This window comes from Dyella nitratireducens (genome assembly GCF_014642835.1).
Classification (GTDB): domain Bacteria; phylum Pseudomonadota; class Gammaproteobacteria; order Xanthomonadales; family Rhodanobacteraceae; genus Dyella_B; species Dyella_B nitratireducens.
In genome coordinates, this window is record NZ_BMJA01000001.1 from 1,365,439 (window position 1) to 1,383,727 (window position 18,289).

Sequence of the window (18,289 nt, forward strand, 5' to 3'; positions counted from 1 at the left end):
CATGCTGATCCCCTTGATCCTCAGTGGCGGCAGTGGCACGCGCCTGTGGCCGGTGTCGCGCCGGAATCTTCCCAAACAATTTCTTTCCCTGAGCGGCAACGGCACTCTGTTTCAGCAGACGGTCGCCCGCACGAGGAAACTGCCCGACGTTACCGCTCCCGTCATCGTCGCCAGCGAAGACCATCGCTTTCTTGCGGCTGACCAACTGCTGGAAGTCGGTATCAAAGACGCCACCATTCTGCTGGAACCGGCTGCTCGCAACACCGCCCCGGCCATCGCCCTGGGCGCCCTGAAAGCCGTGGAACGCGATCCGCAGGCGCTCCTGCTGGTGCTGCCCGCCGACCACCTGATCGGCGATACGGAAAGCTTCGTTGCCGCAGTACAACAAGCCCTGCCCGCAGCTGGCGATGGTTGGCTGGTGACCTTCGGCATTCGTCCGGATCGTCCTGAAACCGGCTTTGGTTACATCCGCCGGGCGGAGCCGATCGGCAGCAGTGCGTTCCGCGTAGAGCGCTTCGTCGAGAAGCCTGACCTGGCCACGGCGGAAGGTTATGTGAAAGACGGTGGCTACGACTGGAACTCCGGCATGTTCCTATTCAAGGCAGCCCGCTACCTGGAAGAGCTGGGTCAGCACGCACCCGAAATGCTGGAGGCGGTGCGCAAGGCGTACGCCACTGGGCACGGCGACCTGGATTTCGTGCGGGTGGATGCTGATGCCTTTGCCAAGGTACCGGACAACTCCATCGATTACGCGGTCATGGAAAAGACTTCGCGCGCCGCGGTGGTACCGGTGAGTTGTGCGTGGAGCGATATCGGTTCGTGGTCGGCGCTGTGGCTGTCCGGCCAGCATGACGAGCAGGGCAATCAGCGTGAAGGTGACACGCTGACGGTCGACACGCGCAATTCGCTGCTGCGTTCGCATGATCGCCACATGATTGCCACGGTCGGCGTGGACGATCTGATCGTGGTGAGCACGCCGGATGCAACGCTGGTTGCGCATCGCAATGCGGCACAGGATGTGAAGAAGGTGGTCGACCAACTCAAGGCCTCGGGCCGCACCGAGCATTCGTTCCATCGCGTGGTCCATCGCCCTTGGGGCAGCTACGACTCGCTCGAAGCGGGCGGGCGCTTCCAGGTGAAGCGCATCGTGGTGAAACCCGGCGCCAGCTTGAGCTTGCAGAAGCATCACCATCGCGCCGAACACTGGATCGTGGTGTCCGGCACGGCCGAAGTTACCTGCGATGAGAAGGTATTCTTGCTGGCGGAAAACCAGAGCACCTACATCCCGCTCGGTAGCGTGCATCGCCTGCGCAATCCGGGCAAGGTGCCGCTGGAACTGATTGAAGTGCAGTCCGGCAGCTACCTCGGCGAGGACGACATCGTGCGCTTTGACGACGTGTACGGGCGCGCCTGATTTAGTTTTGTTGCTCCATAGATGTTTCGCCCCGGCAAAAAGCCGGGGCTTGGCGACGTAGGCATGCAAAGGCGCTGGGTCCCGGCTTCCGCCGGGACCACGATTCAGCACAGTATCGACATCCCCGCGACTTGATCCTGCCGCCCAAGGCGGCTGCAATAGCCGTTGTGCCCGCCATCATGCAGGCCGCTATCGCCCAAGGATCCCCCAGATGTCTCGTCTGCCAAGCCATTTCCGCCTGCGTCGCACGCTGACGCGCACTCACCTTTTCCTTATCGCGCTACTCGCCACACTGTGTGCTTCGGCAAGCTGCCTTGCCGCCCCATCCGCCACCCTTCCGCCCATCCGGCACGTCTTCATCATCATGTTGGAGAACGAGTCCTACCCGGTCACGTTCGGTCCGCAGTCGATCGCGCCCTACCTTGCGCGCGAGCTGCCCAAGCAAGGCGCGCTGCTGCCTAACTACTACGGCATCGGCCATTACAGCCTGGACAACTACATCGCGATGATCAGCGGCCAGGCGCCCAATCCAGATACGCAAGCCGATTGCAACATCTATAGCGAATTCGTGCCCACGGCCAAAAAGCCGGATGAAAACGGGCAACTGCCCGGTACCGGTTGTGTGTATCCCAAGCGCGTAACCACCCTCGCCAACCAGCTCACCCAAGCAGGCTTTACCTGGAAGGCCTACATGGAAGACATGGGCAAGGATCCCGGGCGCGAATCTGCGACCTGTGCGCACCCGTCCATCGGTACCACGGACGTCACCGAACATGCGACACCGCAAGACCAGTACGCCACCAAGCACAACCCTTTCATGTACTTCCACACGATCATCGATGACAAGAAGTACTGCGACACTCGCGTGGTGAATCTCGATCATCTCGCCGGCGATCTTGCCAAGCTCGACAGCACACCCAACTTCATCTACATCACGCCCAACCTCTGCCATGACGGCCACGATGCACCTTGCAAGAACGGTGAACCCGGCGGACTGATTTCCGCCGACGCGTTCCTGCGCACCTGGGTGCCACGCATCGTCGACTCGCCGGCATTCAAGAAGGATGGCCTGCTGATCATCACCTTCGACGAAGGCAACGATGGCAAAGCTTGCTGCAACGAAAAGCCGCTGCCCGGCGGCCCGCAGCCGGGTGGCAAGATCGGTCCTGGTGGTGGCCAGATCGGCGCCGTGCTGCTATCGCCCTACATCGCACCTGGCACGCAATCCGAGACGGAATACAACCACTACAGTTTGCTGCGTACGCTGGAAGATATCTTCCGCCTGTCGCATCTTGGTTATGCGCAGGACAACGGGCTGCACACATTCGGCAGTGATGTATTCACTGCACATCCGGCATCAGGTAACTAAGTAAAAAAAGAACGCCCCCTTGGAACCTCAAGGGGGCGTCTTCCATCAATCGTATAAGACGGCTTTACCAGCCCGACGCATACACCAGGTTGTAAGCATTCACCGAGCCAATACCGGTGGCGAAATCCCAACCTGTACCCGTGCCATAAGCCGGGGCATACGACGAGGTAGAGGTAGACAGCACGCCATACGTGCCAGACGGCTTGTAGCAATTGTGCGTACCCGTGCAGTTCACGCTCATGTCGCCTTGCGTGATGTCGTAGAAGACACACGAACTACCCACGGTATTGCCGTTGCTGGAATTGCAGGTGGCGCTGCCCGAGGTGCCGTACTCCGTGCTGGCCAGCGAGTAGTACACCGGGTTCGGATTGCCGGCACCGCTGCTGAGGTTGTTGTGCTCGTTCACCAACGCCTGGATACCCGCCATGATCGGTGCCGCAAACGACGTACCACCGGCACCAGCCCAACCACTCGGCGCACCCGTGCAAGCGACACCCTGACCCGCGGTGTTGCTGTAGCAATACACGTAGTAGTGGCCCCACACACCGTTGGCTGCGAACAGCGACACGTCCGGGATATCCCGCACGCCATCGGCCGGGTTGCCCACGATCGACTGCCACGAAGGCTTCGCCGTACCCTTGCAGGTGCCGCTAACCACGCCCGAAGTGCTGGGGCTGCCGCTGGCGCATCCACTGGGGCCACCGCTGCCGGAGGCTGTGGTGAGGTAATACTCCTTGCCCGTCGTGCTGTTGCAGAAGCCGGTCTTGCCATACGGCGTGCTATAACCGGCCGCCTTGCTGAGTAGTGCACCGGCACAGGAGTCATTCCACGGAATTTCCGGAATGTATGACTTGGCCGAACCGTAGGTCGACGTATTGGTGGAGTTCCAATATGTGCTGTTGGTACCCGCATAGGTATCACCGAAATCGGTACCACCCACCGCGACGTTATAGGGCGTGGAAGCGAAACCACTCACGCCGATGCCATGCGTGGCGTTGCTGAGATCCGCGTCGCAGCTCGCCGCACCTTCGTCACCGGAAGAGACGAACACCGACACACCTTCCGACGCCGCCTGCTGATACGTGGAGATGTACGCCGCATTCGCCGTTGCACCGTTTTCAGCCTCGCATTCACCGTAGCTGATGCTCATGATCTTCGGCACCGACGTGCCATTGATCAGGTTCTGCACGGCGATCAGTCCGCCGAAGGTGGTGGAGGTATCTGCACACGACGCCAGTTCCAGCGCGGCGTAAGGCGCTGCAGCACCCGCATATTCAACGTCCAGCTCAGCCTCACCGTCATTGCCGGTCACATCACCCGGATTGGTGCAACTGCTCGGATGCACCTGAGTAAAATTGGCTGTGGGTAGACCAAACGTAGAGCGGAACGTAGTGATGTCGCTGGCCGAATACACATTGGTGTCTTCAACCAGCACGATGGTCTGACCCGTGCCGTTCACCCCTGCGTTGAACAACGGATTGAGGTTGTAAATAGTCGCCAGATCCGCCGGCGTCGCCGCTTGATACGTGCTGCTGCCGCTGGTGAACGTGTAGTCCACGTGTTGCTTGTAGTTGCGGTGCGGACGGAAGTCGTTCAGCGACACCACACCCTTCACCACGCCGGCAAACGCGCGCGGAATCTGCGGGTTGCTCATGTTGGCGATATGGTTTTCGCCATTTACGTTGAGATGGTGAACTTCGGTGGCGAACGCATTGCGCACTTGCGCGGCCGTGCCCGAGAAGTCGATGGTCATGCCGCTTTCGTACACGCGGTTGACCGTGAAACCCTGTGACTTCAACCAGCTCGTGACCGCATCGATATCCATCTGCGATGGACCATAGTCCTGGCCGAACTCGGCCGCCGTCAGCCAATGGTGATAGTTGGGCGAACCCTTGGTGGTCTGTTCCTGCATGAAAGCTTCCAGCGCCGCCTCCCGATCGGCGGGACGCTGCAGTTGCAGGAGCATGTGATCCAGCTTAGTGGAATCATCGACACGGCCGCGATCATTAGCCGCCGTGGCAAACGGATTGACGTTGCCTTCGACGGCGACGCGATCGTTGTTGCTCGGCGCCTGCGTAATCTGCGGTTTGGACAACAGGCCGATGGTGGCGTGGCTGTTTGCGGAATAGGCCGAAGCAAGACTCATGGCCAACAGGGACAGCACAAACTTGGCAGCACGATGGCCGCCTGGACGTACGGAACCAAATCTCACGCGGAATCTCCCCAACAAGAAATAAGATTTGGTGCGAGGTGATGTTGCGATGCGTCCCGTACAGGCGGCGGCATGGCAAAGCCACGATGCACCCAACGAAAACCACAATCACGCGATGTCGCTCTTTATGTTTTCCTTTCGACTCCCCTCGATATCAGTGATGCACATGCGCGCGACGTAATTTATGTCATCCGTCGCCGATTTCTCCTTTGGGCGGCATTTCTAGCATGACGATTCGATGTCGAATAGCTGACACTGACATGAAGTGCGTCACAAAATTTTGTAGGCGCAAAATATTCCGCGAGAGCACTTAAGCACGACGCACTTAGGCGATGGATGCATGGCATCTGCATTCGCCGAGCCTGCATCGATCCAATTTCTGTAAGCCTCGCTTTCGCTCGCGCCTGCATCGAAGCAATGCTTTTGCCAGTGCGTTTTCTCCGTACATCCGCGCCACCCGATCGAATCGTTGTCTGCACAGGCCTTACTCGCATCGCAAATAAATAAGGCGCACAAGCACTGCATGAATGGCTGCGTTGCCGTGATGCCCATGTGAAGCATTGAAAGACACGATATGCACGTGTTCATCACGCTTTTTACAGAAACTTAGCGTCGCGTCCGCTCAACGCTTACGCAAGGAGACCAACGTGAATCACTATTCCAAGCTCCAGATGCTTCGCTGTGGCCGTCGCGCCCAACTTGTGGCAGCCGTGCTGTCCGCCTTTGCGCTACCTGGCGCCGCGATGGCTAGCGCATTCCAGCTTCCCACCGACAACGCTGCGGGCTGGGCTCGCGCGAATGCCGGTACCTCGCTGTTCCCTGACGATCCCACGGCAGCATTCAACAACCCTGCCGCCATGGCCTTCTTCTCGGCACCGGTACTGCAAGCCACCGCCACCGAGATCCGCCCCGATGCGCAATTCAACGGCACCACGCTGGATGTGGACGGCAACCCGACCAGCGGCGGTAATCCCAATGGCTTCGGCCGGTTCAAACCGTTTCCGGATCTGGCTGCCGTCGTACCAGTGAACGACTGGCTGGCGCTGGGTGGTTCGCTCACCGTGCCCTACGGACTTTCCAGCGTTTACAACTCCAGTTGGCAAGGCCGCTACTTCGGGACCCGCACGGATCTGCAATCCATCGCGATCAGCTTCTCGGCATCCTTCAAGCTCAACGATCAATTCTCCGCCGGCGTCGGTGTGCTCGGCCAACGCACCAAAGCGCAGCTCGACACCACACTCGATCCGAACGGTGCCGCGCAGGCACTCTTCGGTTTGCCATTGCCGCCGCAACAGGATGACGTGCAACTCAACGTCGATGTGAAACGGAAAGCCTCGTTCGGCTATTTCGGTGGCTTCGTGTTCAAGCCGACCGATCTGGATACGTTCGGCGCGACCTATCACTCGCGTGTCAAGAACACGCTGAGCGGCACCTACAACCTCTACGGCAGCACAGCCGGCAAACAACTGCTTGCATTGGCGCCCGTGCTCGATCCGGCCTTGCCCACACTCAACCCGAACGGTGCAAGCGCAAGCGCGGCGTTGGACACACCTGCGTACGGTACGGTCGATTACTTGCACAAGTTCTCCGATCGCCTGTCAATTGCCGGCACGGTGAAGTGGACGCAATGGTCCACCTTCAAGGATCTGATCTTGACGTCGGAAGGCCAGACGCTGGTGGCGCTGCCTGAACACTACCGAGACAGTTATTTCTTCGGCGTCGGCGGCGACTACAAGCTCACCGATCAATGGACGTTGCGCAGCGGTATCGGTTACGACCAAACGCCCACCGTTACCCTCAGCCGCGATCCGCGCGTGCCGGATGGCAATCGCAAGTTGCTGGGTTTCGGAATCGGCTACAAAGCCACGGACCACATCGGGATCGACCTGGGTTACCAGCATCTGTTCGTGGGACGTACGCCTGTGCATCTGGCCAACCAGCCGTTGCTGGGTGCGGGTACCATGAATGGGTATTTCGATGATTCGGGGGATGTGGTGAGTCTTACGGGGACGTATCACTTCTGACCATCGCGAGAGATTGCTCCCTCCCCTACTCCCGTAGGGGAGGGAGCAGTTCACGCAAGTCAAAAATCAACAGCACCACTGAACAAAAACGTCCGATGATCATCCAGCGGCACAAACGTTTCATTGAATGTCGGGCTGTATAAATTCCGCGCCAGCACATTCCGCACACCCAGCGTCACACTCCAGCGCTGCGCCCGGTAGAACACATTCATATCTACTCTCGCCTGCCCCGATATCTGTATATACGCGCTGTCGTCGGACATCTCGCCAATGCTGCGGCTGCGCGCCAAGACACCGCCTGCCATGCCGAATCCACGCAACCAACCGTGCTGGAACGCATAACTGGTCCACAGGTTGAAACGCTGCTGCGATTGCCCGGTAGCTGCAGAGCCGTCATTGTTGTGCACCGAGGCACGCGTGTAAGCCGTGCTCAGATTCAAGCCCGGCGCCAGCTGTCCATTGAACTCGATCTCGATACCCTGGTTCGACTGCCCCGGCCCGCTAACGATGTAGTACGGCGGCTGCAGCGAAATCAAATCATTACTGTGATCAAGCATGATGCGATACGCGGCCACCGTCAGGCGTGCACGATGCTGAAACAGATCGAACTTCGCACCCGCTTCAAGTTGCCGCGACAGCGACGGCGGCAGTGGGGCGTTGTTCTTGCCCAGATCCACATCCGGCTGAAAGCCGTTCGACGTATTCGCATACAGCGACATATCCGGCGTCAGCTTGTAGACCAGCCCGAAATTGGGCACCCAATGAACCTTGTGCAGATTCCATGGCGTACCGTCTGCATGCGTGGTGTCCAACTGATAGCTGGTACGGCGCACCGCCAGCAAGACTTCAAATTGGCTGCCGAAGTTGATCTGGTCCTGCAGGAACACACCGCTTTCCGTGGTCCACGGCGTGCCGGGTATATAACCGTTGAGGTAGTCACTCGACGATAACTGAGAGGCTGGCGTCTGCAGCGGTCCACTGGTGAAGATGTTGTAGGCGATGCCAGCACCGCCATTGCTGAAGGCATCAAGGCCACTGCCGATCTGTATCCGCGAATAGTCGACGCCCAACATCGCCGTATGCTGCATCCAGCCGTGCCCAAACGCCGCCACCAGGTCGTTCTGCAAGGTGTAATACGCGTCGGACGCACGATATTGCTGCCCCACCGCACCTACGTCGCCCGAAAAGTCCATGCCGCTTACCTGCCAATTCTGCAGGTCCATCGTCTCGCGCACGTATTGCGCCCGGCTGCGAAACGTCCAGGTGTCGTTGAAGCGATGCTCCAGCAGGTAGAACAGCCGCCGCGTTTCCACCGAGCTGTGGTCGTTCGGATTGTCCAGCAAGATGCCAGGGGGCGAAGCCGATTGCACCGTATCGCCGAGCAGCACCACATGGTCGGGTATGGGCACGTGATTCATCATCCACGACATGCCGGCAATGAACGTCGTGTCCGGCGTTGACCAGCCCACCGATGGCGCGACGTAGCGATTGCGCTGCCCGCGCATGCCTTGCGGCGTTCGGTCAGCCACGTCGCCATTCAGTACCAGGCGATACGTCAGGGACTTGCTGGCATTCAATGGACCGGCCAGATCCAGGCCAAGCTGTTTTTCGCCGTGCTCTCCGATCGACCAGCTGAGGTGGCGCACCGGATCGCTCTGCGGTTTTTTCAGGACCACGTCAATCAGGCCGCCGAAATTGTTGTACGCCGACGTATCGCCCAGCACGGCTTGCGGCCCTTTCAGCACTTCAACGCGCTCCAGGGCAATCATCGGCGGATAGTCGCCAATGCCGAGAACGTTGTTCGGCATGCCGTCGGTCATGCCGTTGCCGGCGATGAAGCCTCGCACGTCGAACACCGGCAGCCCGCTGGTGCCATCCACGTACTGGGCGCCCGCCACGTTGCGGATGGCATCGGCGATGGTCAGCACTTGCTCCGACTGCAGCAGGCTTTGCGTGACCACGCTGACCGATTCCGGCACGTCCAGCGGATCGGCCAGCATGCGCCCGGGCCCGCTGGTGACGTCGGCCATGAATCCTGCATCCCGCCCCACTAGTCCGATCGCCTGGATCGGCGGCAACAAGACCGTGGTCGATTCGTCGGCGGATGGACGTTTGGACGGCTGAACGGAAGCATCCGCGCGTGGCTTGACCACGACCGTGCGTGCGTCCACAAAGTCAAACCGCATGTTCGTGCCGTCCAGCAGACGCGCCAGCGCCGCCTCCGGCGTCAAGCTGCCGATGACCTCATGCGAACGCAAGGCATCCACCGTCTTGCCGGCGGTAAGCACCTGCACGTTGGCCTGCTTGCCGAAGGCGATCAACGCCGTGGCCAGCGACTGCGCCGGTATCTCGAAACGCATGCCAACCGATTGCTCCGCTGCATGAACTGGTAAGGCACCAGCCATCCATGCAACGACCCCCATTGTCAGGCCGCCGTAAGCTGGCAGCCAGGCAAACCACCTCATGACATACGTCAACTCTGCGCCAAAGCACGAGTGTGACACGCAGCTTATCGGTTGGCATCACCCTACGAGCCATAAAGACGATGCGACGCGCTGCATATCTGTTGGCTTGCAGCAAACTTGCAGCAAACGGAGATATAGGCTGGGGTGCAAACCCAGCATTGCCATACCGGTCAAGATAACGATGCCGGTGCTTGCGCCCCAACCTGCATGCCGATCAGCGTTGAACGTGCCTTGCGTCGGACAGCACCACCCCACCGGCTTCCCTGCTCACCTGCAACGGAAACACCTGCGGCAAGGCTTCTATCCAGCTATCGATGGCATCGGTACGGATGGTGCCGGTGTAAATCAACGCATTCAGGTTCGGGTCCGCGACATGCAGCGGTTTGCCGGCATAGCGGTTGAGGTTGGCGACCACTACGCCCAGCGGTTCATCGATGAACTCCAGGCGGTTGCTGCGCCATGCCGTCGCCTGCGCCGGCGTAACGATGTCGACCGTCATGCTCGATGCATCGGGATCGTAGGACACGCGCTGTCCTGCCGTCGCTTCCAATGAGTTGTGCTGACCTGCATTGGCGTGCCGGTCGGCAATCGCTACGCGCCCCTGGGTCACCGCAACCATCACGCGTTCGCCAGTGCGGCGCACGTCGAACGCGGTGCCGATATCGCGCACCGTCACGTCGCCCACCATCACCACGAAAGGCCGGCGGCTGTCGTGCACCACCTCGAAATAGGCTTCACCGTTGCGCACCTCGACATCGCGCTCGCCGCTGCCGTACTTCACGCTCAGGGTGGAATCCGCGCCCAGCGCCACCTTGGTGCCATCAGGCAAGGTGAAGTCGCGGTTTTGCGCAATGCCACTTTGGTAGACCTGCGCGGTAATCCCGGCAGCATGCTGTGTCCAACCGATATAGACCGCACCGCCCAGCATGACGGCTGCGATCGACGCGGCGGCTGCCAGCGGCAGCCAGCGCCGCTGCGCAGAAACCGGCCGCACGAATTCCTTGGCCAGCGACTGACGCGACACCTGATCGAGCGTACCCAGTTGCTCGGCCAGTGCGCTTACCTGCTCAAACGCCTGCAGGTGCCGCTCGTCTTCGCTCGTCCACGCCAGCCACTGCTCGGCGACATCATCGCCCGCACCTGGCTCACGCAACCTTGCCCACCATTCCGCGGCGACCTGCATGGTTTGATCCTGTGGTTGACTTGCCATCACGGCACCTCCTTCTCATCCACACGCGCGCGGCAATGAGCCAGCGCGTGCGCGACGTGGTAGCGCACCATGCGCTCGCTGAGTTTCATGGTTTGCGCGACGTGGCTGAAATCGCGCCCTTCGATCACATGCATCACAAACGCCTGGGCGGCCTTGGCCGGAAGCTCCTTCAAGGCGCGGCGAACGCCAGCCACCTGCTCCACCGCCACGGCGTGATGATCCGGGCTGTGCTCGTCCACCTGCTCGTCCTGCGATTGCACCACCGCAAACTCACTGCGCACTTTGCGCTTGCGCAGTCGATCGATGGCGAGATTGCCGGCCACCTTGAACAAATAGCTGCGCAGCGAATCGACTTCTTCGCGGTTGTCCATGGTCAACATGCGCAAATACGCTTCCTGTGCGACTTCCTGCGCATCCGACAACGAATTGAGGCGGCATTGCAGAAAAGCGATCAGCGCGCGGTTCTGCTCGCGAAATAGCCTTTCGATGTCGCTGACATGCACGGATAGCGTCACGGCGCTCATACCTTACGGACCGTTGCCAGAGCCTGCCACAACCGGAAAGGGGATGCGCGACGCTTCATGCGCAGCACGCCTGAACGCAGGCACCGGCGGCGCCAAGGCATTGAGCAGCAATTGCTCGGCCTCCAGCCGCAAGGCTTCGCGGCGGCGGAAGGCGGCACGATGATTGCTCGGTACCTCCGCCTCTGACTTATGCGGCAACGACGCCGGCAACGCGTACCAGCCACCGCCGATGCGCTGGCCGCGCTGTTCTTCCCAGAAGGCATCGTAGTCGGAGAACAGCGGGCGGCCGCTGCGACGCAGAGGGTGCGCATCGTTGCTGATCGCCACCATCCGCTCGATGCCATAGTGGCGGGCAAAGGTGTAGACCAGCGACAGCATCAATTGCTTGGGCCGCATGCCATGCAGGATGCGCGTGAGTTCGCGCACCACATCCTTGGCATGGTCGCCGCGCGGCCCCTGCAGACAGCCGATCATGAGCGCCGGCAGCTCGTCCGCGATGGAGAAGACGATGCTATATAGCGGCTCTTCATTCACATCGCACAGCTGCAGGCATAGCTCACCTTCGCAACCCTTGTAGATGGGGGGCCGCAGGCACAAGGTGAGAAGGGAGCCATCCTTGGCCGTCAGGCTTCCTAGACTGGCATGGCCCATGGCATAGACCAGCTCGTACAAACCGGAGGGCAGGTGTGCTTTGGCAAAACGGTAGTGCTGCTGCAGATAAGTCAGCCGATCGCGCCGATGCCAATGCGCATTGACGTAGCGATGCATATGCCGCTCCAGCAGGCGCGGATCGCGCCTCCGATAAGCGTGCAACACCGGGTCAGCGGCAATCAGAGCGAGAAAACGCTGATGCTGCGCCGCCATGCCCAGACTGCGCAGGAGGTACTTCAGCGCCGTGACGCCGCGCTTGTACCAAGGGCCGGTCCAGTCCTGGCGGTGGCGTAGCGATTCCAACAAGTTCGACAGCGCACCCGGCTGCGCTGCCTCGTTGACGGCAGCACGGGATCTGTCAAAGAACGGCGAAGTACGGGCACGACGAGCATCAGGCGCATAGGCGCCGCGAGGCAGAAAAGCTTCCAGGCCGATATCCAGGACCCCGGCAGGGTGGCGGTTTGGCTTGTTCAAGGCGTTCGTTCCATCGGAAAAACATGGGCGGTTTTCCTGAAAGACGTTTGGGCCTGGGGATTTTGAAATGGCGCTGGGCACTCCCCTCTCCCGGAAGGAGAGGGGGCCCGCCGATCAATGCCGCGTATTTTCCGCCAATGTCTCCGGCTGCGGTGTCCCCATCGCCTGGAACAACGCCGCTGTATCCGCCAGCCGCGACGCCCGCGCCTGGATCTCGGTCAGCTTCGCGTTCTGCCAATGCTGCTCGCTCAGCACCATCGCGGGATACGACGTACTGCCCAGGCGATAGCGCGCATCGGTATTGGCGAACGTTTGCTCCGCCGCCCTGGACGCTATCTGCGCCGCCTGCAGCGTGGCGGCATCCTGGTTCAACGCTGTGAGCGTATCCGCCACGTTCTGAAATGCATTCAGCACGGTTTGCTGATAGTTGGAGATAGCCGCGTTGTAGTCCTCGATAGCCGCCTTGCGCTTGGCGATCAGCTCACCACCGTGAAAGATCGGCTGCGTCAGCGAAAGCCCAGCGCTCCATACCGAGCCCGCGCTGGTGAACAGGCTCGATGGCTTGAACCCTTCCGTGCCTAGCGTCGCCGACAGCGAGATCTGTGGAAACAGATTCGCCGTTGCCACACCCACCTGTGCCGAAGCAGCATGCACGGCCGCTTCGGCGGCCAGCACATCCGGCCGTTGCCGCAACAGATCGGATGGCACGCTGACGGGCAGGCTTTCCGGCAAATGCAGGTCCGACAGTTTGAGATTCGCCGGCGCCTGGTCGGGTGTGCGTCCCAGCAACACCGCCAAGGCGTGACGTGCCTTTTCCGCTTGCGCGCGCAACGGTGGCAGCGATGTATCGATGCTGGCGGCCTGCTCCCGCAGACTCAGCACATCGTCTTGCGACGCCGCGCCGAGATTGTGCTGGCGCGCCGTTAGATCGGCCTGATCGTGCGCAAGCTTGGAAAGCCGCTCGCTGGTTTGCACTTGTTCTTCAAGCGAGGCGGCATTGATGGCAGCCATCACGATATTGGCCGCCAACGTACGCTTGGCGGCATCGAATTCGTAGGACTCCTGGTCCACTTGTGCCGCAGTCTGGGCAATGCCATGCCGCGTCGCACCGAACAGATCGAAGTTATAGCTGAGCGCAAGCTGCCCAGCGTAAACGTCGTACAGATTGGTAGGTGGGCCGAATGCCGGAAAACCCAGCGCACGCTGCCGGCTGCTTTGCGCTTGCGCGTCCAGCGACGGCAGCATGTTCGCGCCGATCTGCGCGCGCAGCAGCTGGTGGGCCGCCTCCAGCGTGTGCTTGGTCGCCGTGAGCGAGGGATTGTTGTGCAACCCTTCCTCCACCCAGGCATCGAGCGTGTCGTTGCCGTACTCGCGCCACCACTGCGGCACGGCACGTTCGCCCAGGCTGTAGTGCTGCGATACGCCGTCCACCTTGGCGGTATCGGCCGGCAGTGGCTCGGCGGTGTAATGCGCCGGTGCAGGCGAAGCAGGCGGCTTGGCAGGTGGTGCAAACGCGCATCCAGCCAGGACCACCGCGGCAGCAAGCGCTGATAGACGCCATCCAGAAATCATGATGTTTGCGGGCTTCATGTAACAGCCTCCGGTTCCCTGGCGGGTTCATCGGCACGTACGCGGAACCAGGCCGCGTACAACGCCGGGAGATAGAAAAGCGTGAGCACGGTGGCAACCGTGATGCCGCCCATCAGCGCGGTGGCCATCGGACCAAAGAAGTTGCTGCGCAGAAGCGGAATCAATGCAAGCACCGCTGCCGCGGCGGTCAAAGTGATCGGGCGGAAGCGCCGCACCGTGGCACCAACGATGGCCTCCCACCGTGGATGGCCGGCGCGGATATCCTGCTCGATCTGATCCACCAGAATCACCGAGTTGCGCATGATGATGCCGAACATCGCAATCGTTCCCAGCATCGCGACGAAGCCATACGGTTGATGAGCAACCAGCAGAGCGACGATCACACCGATCAACCCCAACGGCGCCGTCAGCACCACCATGAAGGTGCGGCCGAAGCTTTGCAGCTGGATCATCAACAGCACCAGCACCGCAACCAGCAACACCGGCATCTGTACGTTGACCGAATCTTGCGCCTTCTGGTTCTGCTCCACCGAACCACCGACTTCGACGCGATAGCCCACCGGAAGATGTGCACGGATATCAGCTAATTGCTTGTCGACGGTATTGGTGACATCGAGACCTTGTGCGCTGTTGCGTGTATCGGACTGCACGGTGATGGTCGGCTGGCGATCGCGTTCCCAGATCACGCCGTATTCCAGGCCGTAAGCCACATGCCCAAGCTGGGCTAAAGGAATCGCCGTACCACTGGCAGTGGGTATCGCCAGGCGTTCGATCTGATCAGGATGAATGCGATCGCCTCGCTCACTGCGCAGATCCACGGCAATCAGCTTGTCGCGTTCACGGAACTGCGTCACCGTGGTGCCAGACAGGTTCATGGCCAGAAAGTCGGCAATGTCCTTCGAGGTAAGGCCAAGCTGGCGTGCCTTGAACTGATCCACCTCAAAGCGCACGGAACGCTCGGCCGGCTCATCCCAGTCGAATTGCACGTTGGTGGTATCCGGATTCGCTCGCATCACACCAGCCACTTGCTCAGCAATGCCACGCACGGTCGCGATGTCGTCGCCTTCCACACGGAACTGCACCGGAAAACCGACCGGCGGGCCGTTTTCCAAACGGCTGACACGCGTGCGCACGGCGCTGAAGTCGCGTTTCAATTCGCCTTCCAAATAATTCGCAAGCTCCTCGCGTTGCTTCACATCTTTCGCGGTAATCACGAACTGCGCGAAATTGGGCTGAGCCAGCTGTTGATCCAACGGCAGATAGAAGCGCGGTGCACCACTACCGACGAAGCTCACGTAGTTGGCGATGTCCTTGCGACCTTTGAGCACCGCTTCAAAACGCTGGGTTTCGCGCAGTGTCGCCGCGTAGGAAGCTCCCTCGGGCAAGCGCAAATCCACCAGCAATTCCGGTCGATCAGAACTGGGGAAAAACTGCTTGGGCACCAATGCGAACCCACCCAGGGCGATCACGAACAGCACTACCGTCGAGAGCAGCACCAGCCAACGCTGGCGCAAGCACAGGTCCAGCCAGCCACGGAAGCGGCGATAGAAGGTGGTATCGTAAATTTCGATCTCTTCGCCATTGTGAACAGGCTGCACGGCTTTCGCCGCCCGTGTCTCGTTCCAACGTTGCGGGAGAAAACGCGCCCACCACTCCTGCCCCGGTTTGGCACGTTCGTGATGTTCCGGCAGCATGTGATAACCCAGCAGCGGAATCACGATCACCGCTGCCAGCCAGGACACCAGCAGTGCAATGGCGGAGACTTCGAAAATCGAGCGCGTGTACTCGCCGGTACTCGATTTGGCCAAGGCGATCGGCAGAAAACCCGATACCGTCACCAACGTGCCGGTCAGCATGGGAAACGCCGTGCTGGTATAGGCGAACGCAGCGGCCTTCACGCGTCCCCAGCCCTGCTCCAGCTTCACCGACATCATTTCGACCGCGATGATCGCATCGTCCACCAGCAGGCCCAGCGCCAGTACCAACGTACCTAGCGAGACCTTGTGCAGGCCGATGCCGAACATGTCCATGCACAACGCGGTAGCTGCCAGCACGAAGGGAATGGAGATCACCACCACCATGCCGGTGCGGAAGCCCAGGCTCAGCAGGCTTACCAACAGCACGATTCCCACTGCTTCGGCCACCGACTCCAGGAAGTCATCCACCGAATGCGAGACCGCGTGCGGCATGCTGGTGACTTCCGATAGCTTCAAGCCGGCCGGCAGGCGTTTCTGCAGCTCGCCGATCTTCCCGTCCAGCGCCTTGCCGAGATGGATCACGTCGCCGCCCGGCTGCATGGTCACACCGATACCCAGCACCTGCTGACCCATGAAGCGCATGGTCTGACTGGGAGGATCGTCGTAGCCGCGCTGGATGGTGGCGATGTCGCCCAGACGGAAGCTTTTGCCATTGATGTGCAGCAAGGTATTCGCCAGCGCACCCATGTCGTCGAGCTGACCGCTGGGGCGCACGAACACGCGATCATCTGCCGTGGTCAGCACGCCGGTGGAAGCCACCGCATTCTGGTCGTTGATCGCTTGCCCGATTTGTTGTGGGCTGATACCGAGCTTGGCCAGCGTCGCGTTTGTCACGTCGATGTAGATGTGCTGGTTCTGGTCGCCGAAATAATCGACCTTGCCGATGCCCGGCACACGCAGCAGTTCCACGCGCAACTGATCGGCGTAGTCATGCAGTTGCGCGGGTGTGTAGCCATCGCCTTCCAGCGCATAGATGTTGGTGTAGACGTCGCCGAATTCATCGTTGAAGAACGGCCCCTGCACGCCTTGCGGCAGCTGTGCGGCAATGTCGCCGACTTTCTTGCGCACCTGATACCAGGTTTCCGGCACTTCCGACGCGGGTGCCGAATCCTTGATATTGAAGAAGATCAGCGATTCACCGGGGCGCGAATAGCTGCGCAGGAAATCGATATCCGCCGTTTCCTGCAGCTTGCGTCCAATGCGGTCGGTGATTTCCTCCTGCACCTGCTTGGCGGTCGCGCCGGGCCAGTAAGTCTGGATCACCATGACCTTGAAGGTGAACGGTGGGTCTTCCGATTGCGACAGGTTCTTATATGACAGCACGCCAAACAGCGCGATCAGTCCCATCAGGAAAAACACCAGCGACTGATGGCGCAACGTCCACGCGGAAAGATTGAAGCGCTCCTCGTGGCTCATTGCGGCGCATCCTCGGCATGCGGTGGCGCGATCGGCGTGACCTTTTCGCCCACCGAAACGGTATGCACGCCTTGCATCACGATGCGCTCGCCGGCTTTCAGGCCATCCGACAGCAGTACGTCACGTTCGCCATAGCGCGCCACCGTTACCGGGCGCAACGCCAGTTTGGAATCGCTCGGGTTCACCACCCACACGGCAGGGTGTTCGTCCTGGTGGAACAAGGCGGTCGCCGGAATCTTCACCATGCCTTCGGCAGCGTGGGCTGCTTGTAGGGACACATCCGCCGTCATGCCAAGCTGCAGCGAGGCATCCGCGTGATCGACCGTGAGCTTGACCAGATAGGTGTGCGACTGCGCATCCGCCGCCGGTGAGATTTCGCGCACCCGTGCGGTGTAGGCGTGGCTCGGCAACGCGGGCAAGCTCACCGTGGCGGCCTGCCCGATGGCAATTCGATCGACACGGCTCTCCGGCACGTCGACATATACCTCGCGCTCGCCGGACCAGGCGAAGCCGAACACTTGCTGCCCGGCCGCCAGCACCTGGCCTACGTCGGCCTGCCGGCTGGTGATCACACCATCATGATCGGCCATCAGCGTGGTGTAGCGCAGCTGGTTCTGGGCGAGTTCGTACTGCTGCTTCGCCTGATCGCGGCCGGCCAGGGCAGAGGCGTAGTTGTCCTGTGTCTGTTGCCACTGCAGCTGGCTGATCAGGTTCTGCTTGAACTGCGCATCGTCGCGATCATGCTGTTGGGTGGCGAAGACCAGGCGATGCTCCGCGGCCTCCAGCGCCGCCCTGGCGTTGGCGAGCTGCTTGTTCTCATCGGCCGGATCGAGCTTGGCCAGCGCCTGCCCCTGCTTCACCTGCTCGCCGGGATCGACGTAGCGCTCAAGCAACTGCCCGCTCACGCGGAAGGACAGCGGCATCTCGTAGCGCGCATGCACGTCGCCCGGGAAGCGGCCGGCAACGGCGCCATCGGTCGCCTGTACCGGCATGGCGATCACCGGCACGGCCGCGTCCGCCTCGGGCGCCTTCCGGCTGCATCCGGCCTGCAAAACCAGGGAGATGGACACCGCCATGGGCAGCCAGGCGTGCCGCGCCAGCCCGCGCAGCGTGGGGAAAGGTGGATAGCTCACGAAAGGCTCCTGGGGGATGGAGGTGCTTGGATACGGTTCCGGACTCTAAT

At 60.9% G+C, this 18,289-nt stretch carries 11 protein-coding genes; 3 read left to right on the forward strand and 8 right to left on the reverse strand.

Annotated elements, in window-relative coordinates; translation table 11 throughout:
- Position 1: 1 nt before the first annotated feature.
- Positions 2 to 1,414: a mannose-1-phosphate guanylyltransferase/mannose-6-phosphate isomerase gene (locus IEX75_RS06385; RefSeq protein WP_188793405.1), complete on the forward strand. Its 1,413-nt coding sequence runs from the start codon at positions 2 to 4 to the stop codon at positions 1,412 to 1,414.
- A gap of 211 nt (positions 1,415 to 1,625) precedes the next feature.
- Positions 1,626 to 2,783 (forward strand): alkaline phosphatase family protein, encoded by a 1,158-nt coding sequence (locus IEX75_RS06390; RefSeq protein ID WP_188793406.1) that lies wholly within the window; start codon positions 1,626 to 1,628, stop codon positions 2,781 to 2,783.
- A gap of 64 nt (positions 2,784 to 2,847) precedes the next feature.
- Here IEX75_RS06390 and IEX75_RS06395 read toward each other — a convergent pair whose 3' ends face one another.
- Positions 2,848 to 4,995, reverse strand: a complete 2,148-nt coding sequence (locus IEX75_RS06395; protein WP_188793407.1) for a S53 family peptidase — start codon at positions 4,993 to 4,995, stop codon at positions 2,848 to 2,850.
- A 647-nt stretch (positions 4,996 to 5,642) separates the two neighbouring features.
- On the opposite strand from IEX75_RS06395, the gene IEX75_RS06400 reads away from it, so the two are divergent.
- Positions 5,643 to 7,019: an OmpP1/FadL family transporter gene (locus IEX75_RS06400; RefSeq protein WP_229720659.1), complete on the forward strand. Its 1,377-nt coding sequence runs from the start codon at positions 5,643 to 5,645 to the stop codon at positions 7,017 to 7,019.
- A gap of 59 nt (positions 7,020 to 7,078) precedes the next feature.
- On the opposite strand, the gene IEX75_RS06405 is transcribed toward IEX75_RS06400, so the two are convergent.
- From IEX75_RS06405 to IEX75_RS06435, 7 genes are all read right to left on the reverse strand, one after another.
- Positions 7,079 to 9,379 carry a TonB-dependent siderophore receptor gene (locus IEX75_RS06405; protein ID WP_188793408.1) on the reverse strand — a complete coding sequence of 767 codons (2,301 nt, stop codon included), beginning with the start codon at positions 9,377 to 9,379 and terminating at the stop codon, positions 7,079 to 7,081.
- A gap of 319 nt (positions 9,380 to 9,698) precedes the next feature.
- On the reverse strand, positions 9,699 to 10,694 hold the full coding sequence (locus IEX75_RS06410; protein WP_188793409.1) for a FecR family protein: 996 nt from the start codon (positions 10,692 to 10,694) through the stop codon (positions 9,699 to 9,701).
- Positions 10,694 to 11,218: an RNA polymerase sigma factor gene (locus tag IEX75_RS06415; RefSeq protein ID WP_188793410.1), complete on the reverse strand. Its 525-nt coding sequence runs from the start codon at positions 11,216 to 11,218 to the stop codon at positions 10,694 to 10,696. The genes IEX75_RS06410 and IEX75_RS06415 overlap by 1 nt, the downstream gene beginning before the upstream one ends.
- A gap of 3 nt (positions 11,219 to 11,221) precedes the next feature.
- Positions 11,222 to 12,343, reverse strand: a complete 1,122-nt coding sequence (locus tag IEX75_RS06420; protein WP_188793411.1) for a VirK/YbjX family protein — start codon at positions 12,341 to 12,343, stop codon at positions 11,222 to 11,224.
- A 114-nt stretch (positions 12,344 to 12,457) separates the two neighbouring features.
- Complete coding sequence (locus tag IEX75_RS06425; RefSeq protein ID WP_229720660.1) at positions 12,458 to 13,933, reverse strand: efflux transporter outer membrane subunit; 1,476 nt, start codon at positions 13,931 to 13,933, stop codon at positions 12,458 to 12,460.
- Entirely contained in the window at positions 13,930 to 17,106 is a 3,177-nt protein-coding gene (locus IEX75_RS06430) for an efflux RND transporter permease subunit (protein WP_188793412.1), read from the reverse strand. Before IEX75_RS06430 ends, IEX75_RS06425 begins: the two co-directional genes overlap by 4 nt.
- Positions 17,103 to 18,239 carry an efflux RND transporter periplasmic adaptor subunit gene (locus IEX75_RS06435; RefSeq protein WP_229720661.1) on the reverse strand — a complete coding sequence of 379 codons (1,137 nt, stop codon included), beginning with the start codon at positions 18,237 to 18,239 and terminating at the stop codon, positions 17,103 to 17,105. Before IEX75_RS06435 ends, IEX75_RS06430 begins: the two co-directional genes overlap by 4 nt.
- Positions 18,240 to 18,289: the final 50 nt, after the last annotated feature.